The sequence below is a fragment of the Streptomyces sp. NPDC000594 genome (assembly GCF_040299965.1).
Lineage (GTDB): Bacteria > Actinomycetota > Actinomycetes > Streptomycetales > Streptomycetaceae > Streptomyces.
Window position 1 is genome coordinate 87,031 of the sequence record NZ_JBEPCY010000015.1, and the last position, 12,093, is coordinate 99,123.

Consider the following 12,093-nt stretch of genomic DNA (forward strand, 5'->3'; position numbering starts at 1 on the left):
CCCCGCTCCGGGAGCGGCCGTTCGGTCCGGGAGCGGGCGGCGGCGGTGTCCCCTGTGTGCGGAGGGGCGGCGCGGGTACGGTCGATCCGCGCGCCCCGTCCCCGTAACGAGGTCACCGCCGCCGCTGTCACCGCCTGCGTTTCGGGACGTTCCCGTACATCACCGGCCCTGGAGTCGCCCGCATGTCCACCTCGTCCTCCCGGTACTCCCAGCGGAGCGACCGGCGCGTCAGCCCCGTCTTCATCGGTATCACCGCCGTGACGGCGGTCGCGGGGTGGGCGGTGTGGACCGATTTCGCCGCTTCGGCGGGGCTCGCCGTCTTCCTCTTCGTCACCTCGGCGTGGATCGTCTCGCTCTGTCTGCATGAGTACGCCCACGCCAGGACCGCGCTGCACAGCGGGGATCTCTCCATCGGCGCCAAGGGGTATCTGACGCTCAATCCGCTCCGCTACACCCATGCCCTGCTCAGCATCGTGCTGCCGGTGCTCTTCGTGATCATGGGCGGGATCGGTCTGCCGGGCGGTGCGGTCTTCATCGAACGGAACCGCATCCAGGGCCGCTGGAAGCACAGCCTGATCTCGGCGGCGGGCCCGCTGACCAATGTGCTCTTCGCGGTGGTCTGCACGGCGCCGTTCTGGCTGGACGCGCTGGACGGGGTGCCGGTGGTCTTCCGGTACGCCCTGGCCTTCCTGGCGCTGCTCCAGGTGAGCGCGGCGATCCTGAACTTCCTGCCGGTTCCGGGGCTGGACGGTTACGGGGTGATCGAGCCCTGGCTCTCGTACCGGATCCGCCGCCAGGTCGAGCCGATCGCCCCGTTCGGACTGCTGCTGATCTTCGCGCTGCTCTTCGTCCCGGAGCTGAACCGGATCTTCTTCGACGGGGTGGACGCGGTGCTGAGCGCCCTGGGCGTGGGCGAGCTGGAGACCTCGTGCGGGCTGGAGTACTACCGCTTCTGGCAGGAGGAGAACCCGTTCTGCGCCTCGCTGGCCGAGCGGTAGGCCGCCTCCCGGCGGTGCTCGGTTCGGGCGGTACCGCTCCGGCGGCGGTCCGGCGGCGGTCCGCTCAGCCGGCGGCCGAGCGGATCCGCTCCAGCTTGGCCTTGCGGTAGTAGTACCAGGCCATGTTGGAGGAGAGCCCGGCGAGCAGCACCCAGACGACACCGATCCAGAGGCCCTGGGTGAAGGAGAGCACGGCCGCGACGACGGCGAGCACACAGACGGCGAGGGCGTAGCGGGCGAGGCGGGGCATGGGAGGTGACTCCTGTCGGGGGATGTACCGGGGGGTATGTCCGTCCCGTTCAGTGTCCCCCATGCCCCGTCCGCCGGGACACTCCGGTCGCCCTCCGGTCACCGGATCGGACCGATCGGCCCGTCGGGCCCGGCCGGGGCGGGGCCGGTCAGACGTCGGTGACGCGCAGCCCCGCGTGGGCCTTGTAGCGGCGGTTCACCGAGATCAGATTGGCCACCAGCGACTCGACCTGGTGGGCGTTGCGCAGCCGTCCGGCGAAGACCCCGCGCATCCCGGGGATCCGGCCGGCCAGCGCCTGGACGAGATCGGTGTCGGCGCGGGACTCGCCCAGCACCATCACATCGGTGTCGATCTCCTCGATGGAGGTGTCCTGGAGGAGCACCGCCGACAGATGGTGGAAGGCGGCCGTGACCCGGGACTCCGGCAGCAGGGCGGCGGCCTGCTCGGCGGCGCTGCCCTCGGCCGGCTTGAGCGCGTAGGCGCCCTTCTTGTCGAAGCCGAGCGGGTTGACGCAGTCGATCACCAGCTTCCCGGCCAGCTCCGCGCGGAGCGCCTCCAGGGTCCTGGCGTGGCCGTCCCAGGGCACGGCGATGATGACGATGTCGCTGCGGCGGGCGCACTCGGCGTTCTCCGCGCCCTCGACACCGAGGCCCAGCTCCGCCGCGGCGCTCTCGGCGCGCTCGGCGGCCCGGGAGCCGATGATCACCTTCTGTCCGGCGCGGGCCAGCCGGTAGGCGAGGCCGCGCCCCTGGTCACCGGTGCCCCCGAGGACGCCGACGACCAGACCGGAGACATCGGGCAGGTCCCACGGGTCCCGGGCGGGGGCCGGGGCGGCCGGTGCGGCGGTGCTGTCGGGGGAAGTCGCCGTGTTGTCAGTGGAAGTCATGGGGCCGACCCTACTCGCTGGTACGGGCGGTGGACCGCCGGTCACCGGGGTACGGTTCCGGCCGCCCCGGGCGCGCTGCCCGTACGTCCGTTGCCACGAACGGGTGAGCCGGTGCGCGGGCGGCCCCGGACGGACCGCCCCGGAGGCAGGATGCGGCCATGGATGCCGTACGGGTGGCGCTGCTGCGCGAGGTTCTGGCGGGTACGGAGTGGCCGGCGGCGACCCGGAGATTCGCGGGGGCGCTGCGCTCCTCGGTGGTCCCCCAGGGCGGGGGGCTGCTGCTCGTGGGGACCGCCGCGTACGAGCCCTGGCATCTCGCCGCCCATCTGGTGGACGAGGCCGCCTGGTCGGGCCAGCCGGAGCTGGCCCCCACCCTGGTGCGGCACCGTCCCCGGGCCGGTGACCCGGCCCATCTGGCGATCGGGCTGTCCCGGCTGGAGGCGGTGCGCCGGGGGGAGACCCTGCTGGTGGTGGCCCCGGACCGCCCGGAGGACGGACTGCTGGAACGGGTGCACGACGCCCGCCGGGCGGGCGCCACGGTGCTGGCCCTCGGCGGGCGGGACCGGGCGCTGCCGGAGCTGGCGCACGAGGCGCTGACGCTGGAGTCGCCCGGCCCCGAGGTCGATCTCGACATGGTGCAGCACCTGGTGAGCGCGGCGGCGGGGGAGAACAGCGTGCCGGGGGCGCGGGGGCGGCGGCGCTTCCGGGACCGGCTCTCCCGGGTGGTGGACCACCTCACCTCGCCCCCGCCCGCGCGCTGGTAGCCGCGCCCACGGCCCCGTAACCCCGCCGGACCCGGGCCGCACGCCACTGGACTCCGGCGGTACTCCGCTGCATCCGCCACCTAAATCGTTTGCCCGGCGTCGGCGCCCGCCCCCACCATGGCCTGTTGTGACATCGAAGCGCTCCGGCCTGCTGCCCGATCTCTCCCCCTGGCGCTCCTCCGCCGATTTCCGGCTGCTCTGGGTCCAGGGACTGATCGCCTACTTCGGCAGCTTCATGGCGATGATCGCGCTACCGCTCCAGATCAAGGATCTGACCGGCTCCCCGCTCGCGGTCGGCGCGATGGGCGCGGTGGAGCTGATCCCGCTGATCGTCTTCGGGCTGTACGGGGGAGCGCTCGCCGATTCCGCCGACCGGCGGAAGCTGATCGTCAACACCGAGCTGGGGCTGGCCGTCCTCGCCACGATCCTGCTGGTCAACGCGATGCTGCCGGATCCGATGCTCTGGCCGCTCTATGTGGTCGCGGCCGGGGTCTCCGCGATGGCCGGGCTCCAGCGCCCGGCGCTGGACTCGCTGATGGCCCGGATCGTCCCGCACGACCAGCTCACCGCCGCCGCCGCGCTCAACAACCTCCGCTGGCAGTTCGGCGGCATAGCCGGGCCCGCGGCGGCGGGCATCGTGGTGGCGTGGTCCGGCCATGCCACCGCGTACGGCATCACCCTGGTCACCTTCGCCGCCTCCGCCCTGATGTGTCTGCGGCTGGCGCCCGCGCCCGCCGCCGAGGGGGCGGAGAAGCCGTCGCTGCGCGGCATCGTGGAGGGCGCCCGGTACGCCTGGTCCCGTCCGGTGCTGCTGGGGACGTACGCCATCGACCTGGTGGCGATGTTCTTCGCCTTCCCGGTGGCGATCTTCCCCTTCCTCGCCGACGACCTGGACGCCGAATGGGCGATGGGGCTGATGTACACGGCCCTCGCGGTCGGCTCCCTGCTGCTGAGCGTGATGAGCGGCTGGACCTCCCGGGTCCGGCGGCACGGGCTCTTCGTGGTCTTCGGCGCGGGGGTGTGGGGCCTGGCCATGGCGGCGGCGGGCTTCTTCGACAACATCTGGCTGGTACTGCTCGCCCTCGCGGTCGCGGGCGCCGGCGACACCCTCAGCGGTCTGGGGCGGATGACCATCTGGAACCAGACCATCCCCGAGGAGCTACGGGGCAGGCTGGCGGGGATCGAGGTGCTCTCGTACAGCGTCGGCCCCCAGCTCGGCCAGGTCCGCTCCGGTGCGATGGCCGGGTGGACCGGTACCCGCGCGGCGATCTGGAGCGGCGGGCTGATGTGTGTGGCGGGTGTGGTGCTGCTGACCGCCGCCCTGCCGAAGCTGGTGCGGTACGACTCCGAGACGGACGAGGACGCGCTGCGGCGCCGCGCCCAGCAGGAGGCGACCCTGGCGAAGGCCGAGGCCGAGGCCGAGACCGAGGCCGAGGCCGAGGCCGACGCCCCGGCCGGGCCCCGGCCCCAGGTCCCGGGCCAGGGCTGAGGACAGGGCCGGGACGGGGACCGGGACCGGCGCCCGGGGCCTTCCGGTGGCGGGTAGGGGCTCAGCCCCCGTCGGACGGCCCCCGGGGCGAGTCCCCGCGGGGGGAGTCGTTCCACTGGGGGTCGTTGTCCCACTCCTCGTTCCGCTCCCGCGCGGTCTCCATGGCGTGCGCCGCCTCCTCCCGGGTCCCATAGGGCCCCAGCCGGTCGGCGGCCCGGCACTCCGGACCCTCCTCCACCCTCCCGTGCTTCAGGCAGTAGTACCACTCGCCCGGTTTGCCCGCCTCGCGCCTCGTGAACAGGGCCATCAGGTCCTCCCTTCCTCATCAGCCATGCTGCCCCACGCCCCCTGGATAGACTCGCTGACATGTCTGGCCAGTCACTGCTCGTCCCGGGGACGCTGTCCCCCGCACGCTCCGTCCCCGCCGCCATCCGGCGCCCCGAATACGTCGGCAGGCCCGCCCCGACGCCGTACACCGGGCCGGAGGTGCAGGACTCCGACACCATCGAGCGGATGCGGATCGCGGGCCGTATCGCCGCCCGCGCGATGGAGGAGGCCGCCCGGCACATCGCCCCGGGGGTGACCACGGACGAACTCGACCGGGTGGCGCATGAGTTCATGTGCGACCACGGAGCGTACCCGTCCACCCTCGGTTACCGGGGCTTCCCGAAGTCGCTGTGCTCCTCGGTGAACGAGGTCATCTGTCACGGCATCCCCGACTCCACCGTCCTGCGCGACGGCGACATCGTGAATCTGGATGTCACCGCGTACATCGGCGGGGTGCACGGGGACAACAACGCCACCTATCTCTGCGGGGAGGTCGACGAGGAGTCCCGGCTGCTGGTGGAGCGGACCCGGGAGTCCCTCAACCGCGCCATCAAGGCGGTCCGGCCGGGCCGTCAGATCAATGTCATCGGCCGGGTGATCGAGTCGTACGCCAAGCGCTTCGGCTACGGCGTGGTCCGCGACTTCACCGGCCACGGGATCAATACGTCCTTCCACTCCGGACTGATCGTCCCGCACTACGACTCACCGCACGCGACCACCGTGATCCAGCCGGGGATGACCTTCACCATCGAGCCGATGCTGACCCTGGGCACCCATGAGTACGACATGTGGGAGGACGGCTGGACCGTGGTCACCAAGGACCGCAAGCGGACCGCGCAGTTCGAGCACACGCTGGTGGTGACGGAGACCGGGACGGAGATCCTCACCCTTCCCTGAGGTCGCGCGGGTCCTGCGGGTCCCGCGGACCCTCGGGGCTCCCGGGGCGGGGCGGGCGCGGAGGATCCGTCCCACCGGGGAGGTTTTACCGACAGGGCGTCGGGAATTTACCGACAGGGCGTCGGCATCTCATTGACTTAGGTAAGCCTAAGTAGGATGATCGGAGGCGGTGACGGCCATGGCCGACGCCGCCTTCCGTACGGCCGCGCCCGTATGGCCGTACACCTGTCCGTCCCCTGGCCCTGGAGGTCACCGCCTTGGACGCCACCGCCGCAGCTACCCCGTTCTCCGCTCAGATCCGGGTGGCGACCCACGAGAAGCACGACGAGGCGAACGAGTCGCCCTTCATGAGCGACCTGCTCGGCGGGCGCCACGATGTCGCCGCCTTCGCCCGGTACACCGCCCAGCTGTGGTTCGTCTACCAGGCCCTGGAGGAGACCGCCGACGCCCTGAAGGACGACCCGGTGGCGGGGCCCTTCATCCAGCCCGTGCTCTTCCGCACCGCCGGGCTGGAGCGCGATCTGGCCCATCTGCTGGGCGACCACTGGCGCGAGGGCCTGGTCCCGCTGCCGGAGACCATGGCGTACGCCGACCGGATCCGGGAGTGCGCCCAGGAGTGGACCGCCGGATATGTCGCCCACCACTACACCCGCTACCTCGGCGACCTCGCCGGTGGCCAGGTCGTCCGCGACCGGGCGGAGAAGACCTGGGGCTTCGACCGCAAGGGCGACGGCGTCCGCTTCTACGTCTTCGACGAGATCACCAACCCCGCCGCCTTCCGCCGTGAGTACCGCGCCCTGCTGGACGCGGTCAACGCGGACGATCTGGAGCGGCAGCGGATCGTGGACGAGTGCCGCCGGGCGTACGACTTCAATGGCGCGATCTTCGCCGCGCTGACCGAGGAGTTCCCGCTCAGCGCCGCCTGAGCCGCGGTACCGCGCGGGCCGGGTGCCGGGGTCCGCTCAGGTCATCATCCTGAGCGCGTCCGCCACCGTCAGCCTGCGCGCCGGTACCGGGGCCGGGCCCTGCATCCCGCGCGCCCGGACGGGCGCCGGGGAGGCGAGCCTGACCCGCCCGCCGATCTCCACCGTGCCATCGGGGCCGGGGGCCGTCAGAATCTGCGACCCCCGGCCCTGAGTGATGTTCAGGGCCCGCCCCAGCCGCTCCGTCAGCAGCAGCGCGGCGGCGCCCGTCGCCTCGTCCTCCACGATGCCGTCGTCCCGCCGGGGGAAGGCGCGGGCCCGGACCCGCCCCGCCGCCTCGTCCTCCCAGGCCCAGGCGTAGAGCCAGCCCTCGCCGGGCGGCGGGGCCGGCAGCGCGTCCACGGCGGCCGGGTCGGGGAACCGCTCCAGTGTGCGCGGCGGGGCCCACTCGGCCCGCGCGGTGATCCAGGTGAACTCGCCGTCGCCACGCGCCCAGACGGTGCCCGCCGGGGGGTTCAGCTCCTCCAGGTCGAGCAGCCACGCCGCGCCGACCAGCGGATGTCCGGCGAAGGGGAGGCGCAGCCCGGGGGTGTAGATGTCCACCGTGCCGCGTTCGGGGTCGTCCACGAAGAGGGTCTCGCTGAAGCCGAGTTCGGCGGCGAACGCCTGCCGGGAGGCCTCATCGGGGCAGGCCCTGGGGTCCCGGACGACCCCGAGGGCGTTGCCGTGCCGCCCTTCGGCGTCGCAGAAGACATGGAGGACATCGAGGGCCTGGCGCGGATCGCGTCGGTTCACGGGGGCATCGCCTTGGTTCACGGGGGCATTGAAGCACCTGGACCCCTCTGACGTGCGGTCCGTCCGCAAACGGGGGAAGGCCGTACCCGCGCGGGGAGCGCGGGCACGGCCTTCCGGACCACCGGGCACGGGCCCCGGGCCGGACCACAATCAGCCCCATGGGGGTCCCCCCGGACGGAGTCTGGGGGAGTTTGAGGAGCGGGGTTCGGGGCCGGGCCCGGTGGCCTGCCGTCGGATCAGGCCTCCGAGGTGCCCCGGCGCCGCATGACGAGGACCACTCCGGCACCGGCCGCGATCACCGCCGCCGACGCGCCGATCAGCACGCCGGTCGGCAGCTCCGAGCCGGTGGCGGCCAGCGCGCCGCCGACCGATCCGCCGGTCGCCGCGACGCCGCTGTCGGCCGCCCCGCCCACGGAGCCGCCCGTCGTACCGCCGGTGCCGCCGCCGACCGTACCGCCGCCGACGGTGCCCCCGCCGGTGGTGGAGGTACCGCCCCCGGTCGTCCCGCCGGAGGTGAAGGCCCCGGTGGAGCCGGTCGAACCGGTCGAACCGGTGCCCCCGTCACCGCCGGTGGCACCACCGGTGCTCCGCGGCGGCAGCGCCGCCTTCTTGTCCAGCGAGACCGCGAAGGTGAGCTTGTCCAGCTTGTCGCCCACGGTGTACATGTTCTCGAAGGCCGCGTTGCCCGCCTTGGTCAGCCGGGTCTCCGCACCCGTGACCTTGACCACCGAGTTCTTCGCCTTGAGGCCGCCGGAGGGGACCTTCACCGTGGCGAAGGCGACGTCCTTGCGGGTGGAGACCTTCCCGGTGGAGCGGCTCTTGGAGGTGACATCGGTGACGAGCGTGCCCTTGGTGCCGTCGACACGGACCTCGAACCCGCTCAGCTTGAGGTCGAGCAGCCACTTCCCGGCGGGGGTCTTGTGCCCCAGGAAGCGGACACTGCCGTCGAAGGAGGCGTTGAGCTTCTGCTTCTTGGCGTCGAAGCTGCCCTTGCCCTTGGGGAAGCGGTAGATGTCGCCGGACTTCTTCGCGCCGCCCGCCAGCTCGACCTTGCCCTTGGCTATCTTGCCGGTGACGTACTTGCGGAAGCGCTCGATGACACCCCAGTCGAGATTGCCGTCGACGATCTTCCCGGAGGTCTTGGCCGGCGGCTTGGGGCTCTCCGTGGGCTTCTTCGTCGGCTCCGGCTTCTTGGTGGGCTCGGGCTTCTTGGTCGGCTTCGGCTGGCCGGTCGCGGTGGGCTTGGGGTCCGGCCGCCCAGAGGCGTCGGCCTTCACCGAGAGGGTCACCGGGTCCAGCGCCTCGCCCGCCGGGTAGCGGAAGGCCGCGGCGCCCGACGCGGTCATCGCCGCCGGGACGGTACGGAAGACCATCGCCCCGCCCTGGCCCTGCTCCGGCCGGGACTTGCCGGTCAGATCGAGCGCGGCCACGGCGATGTCGTTCCGCTTCTTGCCGTCCACGGTGACATCCGCCTGGATGGTCCCCTTCTCCTTCGCCGTGATCACCTGCACATCGGCGAGCACGATGGAGAAGCGGCTGGTGGTGAAGGTGACGGAGCCGGGGAAGGCGGTACGGGTGCCATGGGTGGCCATGTCGTACGCGCCCTTGCCACCGGTGAAGGTGAACGCGCCGTTCCCCGCCGCCTGCTTGACCCCGCCCTTGACGGTGATGCCCTGGGCGCCGACATAGTCCCGGAAGGACTGCTTGAAGCCCCACTCCAGGGTGCCGTCCTTCAGGGCGATGGAGGGCGCGGCGGCGGCCCGGCCGGTGGTGCCCTCGGCCCCGGAGACGGTCCCGGAAGCGGTCCCGGAGGTGGTCCCGGAGGTGGTCCCGGAGGCGAAGGCGGGCAGCGAGAGGGCGCCGGCCCCGAGGGCGGTGGCGGTGGCCACGGCCGCGATGAGGGTGAGCGGACGGCGTGAGACGGGGGCGGACATGGGGGTACTCCTTGGGTTGATCAGTTCTGGGTCGTACGACGACGGCGTACGACGAGGAGGGCGGTGGCCAGGGCGGCGGCGAGCAGCACCGCGCCGACGGCGACATACACCCACGTGGTGGAGGTCTTGGAGGTGGACGCCACGTTCTCGGTGGTGTCGGTGGCGGTCTTCCCCGCCGCGTCCTGGGTGGCCGAGGCGGTGGGCGCGGGGGTGGCCGCCGCGTCACTGCCGAGGTCGGGCAGGGCGGGCAGCTGGGCCTTCTTCTCCACCGCGACGGCGAGCGAGATCGGGTCCATGGCGGTGCCCGCCTTGTACATCGAGCCGAAGGCCTTGGCGCCGGGCGCGGTGAGGGTGGCCGGGGCCTCGGTCAGGGCGACCAGCCCGTCCTTGGGCGTGAGGTCGGCGGCGGCGAAGGTGACCAGGGGGACGGCCCGCTGGGTGCGGCCCGCGCTGGTGACATCGGCGCTCAGCGTGCCCTTGCCGTCCCGCACCTGGGCGGTGACCTTGCCGAGGGTGAGGTCGAGGTGCTCACCGGTGAAGCGCACGGCTCCGGCGAACGAGGCGTCCAGCGTCTTCTTCCCGGCGTCGTAGCTGCCCTTGCCGCTGGGGAAGCGGAAGAGCGCGCCGCCGTCCTGGGCCCCGCCGGTGAGGGTCCACTCGCCCTGGGCGATGGAGCCGGTGACGTACTCGCGGAAGGTGCGGCGCACACCCCAGTCGACGGCGGCGTCATGGACGGCCGCGGCCTTCGCGCTCTCCTTCTTCTTCTCCGGAGCGGCGGACTCGCGCTTCTTCTCGGGCTTCGGGTCCTCGCCCCGCGGGGCGCCCGCCGCCACATCGACGCTCAGGCTGATCGGGTCGAGCGGGGTGCCCGCCTCGTAGAAGCCGGCGAAGGCGGTGGCGCCCTGCGCGGTGAGCGTGGTGGGGACGTTGGTGAGGGCGATGGGGGTGGTGCCGCCGCGCATGTCGATACCGGAGAGGTTGAGCGCGGCGAAGGCGACCTGGGTGGACCGGGTGATCTTCCCGGTGCCCCGCTCCTTGCTCACCATGTCGACATGGAGGGTGCCCCGGCCGCCGGCGATCCGGACGGTCGGCCGGTTCAGGGTGAGGTCCATCTCATGGCTGCCGTCGGGCTTGCGGTGGCCGGTGAAGTGGACACCGCCGCTGAAGCCCGCCTCGAAGGCACCGGTCCCGGCGTTGTACGAGCCCTGCGCCGAGTGGAAGCGGAAGAGGCTCTGACCGACCGTCGCCGAGCCTCCGGTCAGACGGTAGTTGCCCTTGGCGATGGGCCCCGTGACGTACTTCTGGAACGACGATTTGAGACCCCAGTCGAGTCTGCCGCCCTGGACCGTCCGGTCGTCCGCGACCGCGGTCGCGGCCGGGAGCACGAACGCCGCGAGCAGGGCCGCGAACAGGGCGGCGACCACGGCGCGGGCCGGTCTGAACGGCAGCATGAAGGGTCCCTTCCGAGGGGTACGACGGGGTACGACGTCTGGCAAAGCGAGGTAAGGCTAACCTAAGCTATGTCCAGCCTGTGCCGGTAGCCCCATGCGTTCCGGTTCCGCCCCGGACGTCGGTTCCGCGACGGATCCCGCACCGATTCCGCCAGGAAGCGGCCCGGAGCGGGGAGATGAGCGGCACCCGGAACGGCCCGCGACGGTGACCGGAGCGGCCCGGGGCGGGGCGGCTCGACATGGCTCGGTACGGGGGAACGCCCCCCAGCGCCCTCCCCCACCCGGCGGGCGACGGAACGGACAGGACGGTACTTCTGGTGCTTTCTCAGGGCCCGACACGCTCGGCGCGGACGACCCGGCGCGGACTCCGCCTGGCGGGCGCGGTGCTGACCGCGTTCGCCGTCGCCCTGACGGCGAGCGGCTGCGGCGGGGACTCCACCCCCTCCCCCGGCGGGAAGGGCGGCTCCGGCACCGCCGCCACCGACCGGGTGGAGCCACTGACCACGAAGCCCACCCCCGAACTCCCCGTCACCGTGCCCTCCGCGGACGGCCGGAAAGTGACCGTCACCTCCACCGAGCGGATCGTTCCGCTCACCGGCTCGCTCAGCGAGATCGTCTTCACCCTGGGCCTCGGCGACCGGGTCGTCGCCCGCGATGTCACCGCCACCTTCGAACAGGCGGAGAAACTCCCCGTGGTCACCCGGGGCCACGATGTCTCCGCCGAGAGCGTCCTCTCGCTGAGGCCGACCCTCGTCCTCGCGGAGACGGTGTCCGGCCCCGGCGAATCCATTCAGCAGATCCGCGATGCCGGCATTCCGCTGATCGTGGTGAAGACCGCGAAGGGCCTCTCCGATGTCGGCCCCCGGATCGACACGGTCGCCCGCGCGCTCGGCGTACCCGCCTCCGGCAAGGAGCTGAAGCAGCGCACCCAGGAGCGGATCGCGGCCGTCCAGAAGGACATCCCCGAGCCCGCCGAGGGCAAGCGGCCCCGGGTCGCCTTCCTGTATCTGCGGGGCACCGCCTCCGTCTATCTCCTCGGCGGGGCCGACTCCGGCGCCGCCTCCCTCCTGGAGGCGGCGGGCGCCGCCGACGCGGGCAAGGAGTCCGGGCTGACCAAGGACTTCACCGCGATCACCAGCGAGGCCCTGGCCAAGGCGGCGCCCGACGCCATCCTGGTGATGTCCAAGGGGCTGGACTCCGTCGGCGGAGTGGACGGCCTGGTCAAGATCCCCGGAGTGGCCCAGACCCCGGCGGGCATGGACCGCCGGGTGGTCTCCATCCCGGACGGCGTCCTGCTGAACTACGGCCCCCGTACCGATGAGGTACTGAAGTCCCTGGTGGACCAGTTGTACGCGGACGGGCGCTGACCATGACGATCG

The 12,093-nt window shown here is 72.5% G+C and carries 12 protein-coding genes; 6 read left to right on the forward strand and 6 right to left on the reverse strand.

The features are described from left to right. Nucleotides 1-182: 182 nt before the first annotated feature. Nucleotides 183-998: a site-2 protease family protein gene (locus tag ABT354_RS21445; protein ID WP_351496118.1), complete on the forward strand. Its 816-nt coding sequence runs from the start codon at nt 183-185 to the stop codon at nt 996-998. 64 nt (nt 999-1,062) lie between these two features. Here ABT354_RS21445 and ABT354_RS21450 read toward each other — a convergent pair whose 3' ends face one another. Together ABT354_RS21450 and npdG are read right to left on the reverse strand one after the other, a co-directional pair. Further along, a complete protein-coding gene (locus tag ABT354_RS21450) occupies nt 1,063-1,248 on the reverse strand; it encodes a hypothetical protein (protein ID WP_351496120.1) in 186 nt (61 codons plus the stop codon). Between the two features lie 148 nt (nt 1,249-1,396). After that, nucleotides 1,397-2,134, reverse strand: a complete 738-nt coding sequence (gene npdG / locus ABT354_RS21455; protein WP_351496122.1) for an NADPH-dependent F420 reductase — start codon at nt 2,132-2,134, stop codon at nt 1,397-1,399. A 158-nt stretch (nt 2,135-2,292) separates the two neighbouring features. Between npdG and ABT354_RS21460 the strand changes: the two genes are divergently transcribed. Both ABT354_RS21460 and ABT354_RS21465 read left to right on the forward strand, forming a co-directional pair. Beyond that, a complete protein-coding gene (locus ABT354_RS21460; protein WP_351496124.1) occupies nt 2,293-2,898 on the forward strand; it encodes a hypothetical protein in 606 nt (201 codons plus the stop codon). A 127-nt stretch (nt 2,899-3,025) separates the two neighbouring features. Beyond that, entirely contained in the window at nt 3,026-4,387 is a 1,362-nt protein-coding gene (locus ABT354_RS21465; protein ID WP_351496126.1) for an MFS transporter, read from the forward strand. 61 nt (nt 4,388-4,448) lie between these two features. On the opposite strand, the gene ABT354_RS21470 is transcribed toward ABT354_RS21465, so the two are convergent. Next, nucleotides 4,449-4,694, reverse strand: coding sequence for a hypothetical protein (locus tag ABT354_RS21470; RefSeq protein ID WP_351496128.1), 246 nt, complete (start codon nt 4,692-4,694; stop codon nt 4,449-4,451). Nucleotides 4,695-4,753: 59 nt separating this feature from the next. On the opposite strand from ABT354_RS21470, the gene map reads away from it, so the two are divergent. Together map and ABT354_RS21480 are read left to right on the forward strand one after the other, a co-directional pair. Beyond that, the gene (map, locus tag ABT354_RS21475) at nt 4,754-5,611 is read left to right on the forward strand and encodes a type I methionyl aminopeptidase (RefSeq protein ID WP_351496130.1); all 858 of its coding nucleotides are present in this window, start codon (nt 4,754-4,756) and stop codon (nt 5,609-5,611) included. A 257-nt stretch (nt 5,612-5,868) separates the two neighbouring features. After that, complete coding sequence (locus ABT354_RS21480; protein ID WP_351496132.1) at nt 5,869-6,537, forward strand: biliverdin-producing heme oxygenase; 669 nt, start codon at nt 5,869-5,871, stop codon at nt 6,535-6,537. A 36-nt stretch (nt 6,538-6,573) separates the two neighbouring features. Here the strand turns inward: ABT354_RS21480 and ABT354_RS21485 are convergent, their stop codons facing one another. From ABT354_RS21485 to ABT354_RS21495, 3 genes are all read right to left on the reverse strand, one after another. Continuing rightward, nucleotides 6,574-7,329, reverse strand: coding sequence for a PhzF family phenazine biosynthesis protein (locus ABT354_RS21485; RefSeq protein WP_351496134.1), 756 nt, complete (start codon nt 7,327-7,329; stop codon nt 6,574-6,576). Nucleotides 7,330-7,565: 236 nt separating this feature from the next. Then, on the reverse strand, nt 7,566-9,263 hold the full coding sequence (locus ABT354_RS21490; RefSeq protein WP_351496136.1) for an HtaA domain-containing protein: 1,698 nt from the start codon (nt 9,261-9,263) through the stop codon (nt 7,566-7,568). A gap of 20 nt (nt 9,264-9,283) precedes the next feature. Next, on the reverse strand, nt 9,284-10,714 hold the full coding sequence (locus ABT354_RS21495) for an HtaA domain-containing protein (protein ID WP_351496138.1): 1,431 nt from the start codon (nt 10,712-10,714) through the stop codon (nt 9,284-9,286). A 314-nt stretch (nt 10,715-11,028) separates the two neighbouring features. Here ABT354_RS21495 and ABT354_RS21500 point away from each other — a divergent pair, with 314 nt between their 5' ends. Next, nucleotides 11,029-12,081 carry a heme/hemin ABC transporter substrate-binding protein gene (locus ABT354_RS21500; RefSeq protein WP_502983467.1) on the forward strand — a complete coding sequence of 351 codons (1,053 nt, stop codon included), beginning with the start codon at nt 11,029-11,031 and terminating at the stop codon, nt 12,079-12,081. Nucleotides 12,082-12,093: the final 12 nt, after the last annotated feature.

What these genes read in the sequence shown, in the direction of transcription:
- ABT354_RS21445 (WP_351496118.1), top strand. Translation starts at nt 183, where the DNA reads ATGTCCACCTCGTCCTCCCGGTACTCCCAGCGGAGCGACCGGCGCGTC.
- ABT354_RS21450 (WP_351496120.1), bottom strand. Translation starts at nt 1,248, where the DNA reads ATGCCCCGCCTCGCCCGCTACGCCCTCGCCGTCTGTGTGCTCGCCGTC.
- npdG (WP_351496122.1), bottom strand. Translation starts at nt 2,134, where the DNA reads ATGACTTCCACTGACAACACGGCGACTTCCCCCGACAGCACCGCCGCA.
- ABT354_RS21460 (WP_351496124.1), top strand. Translation starts at nt 2,293, where the DNA reads ATGGATGCCGTACGGGTGGCGCTGCTGCGCGAGGTTCTGGCGGGTACG.
- ABT354_RS21470 (WP_351496128.1), bottom strand. Translation starts at nt 4,694, where the DNA reads ATGGCCCTGTTCACGAGGCGCGAGGCGGGCAAACCGGGCGAGTGGTAC.
- map (WP_351496130.1), top strand. Translation starts at nt 4,754, where the DNA reads ATGTCTGGCCAGTCACTGCTCGTCCCGGGGACGCTGTCCCCCGCACGC.
- ABT354_RS21490 (WP_351496136.1), bottom strand. Translation starts at nt 9,263, where the DNA reads ATGTCCGCCCCCGTCTCACGCCGTCCGCTCACCCTCATCGCGGCCGTG.
- ABT354_RS21495 (WP_351496138.1), bottom strand. Translation starts at nt 10,714, where the DNA reads ATGCTGCCGTTCAGACCGGCCCGCGCCGTGGTCGCCGCCCTGTTCGCG.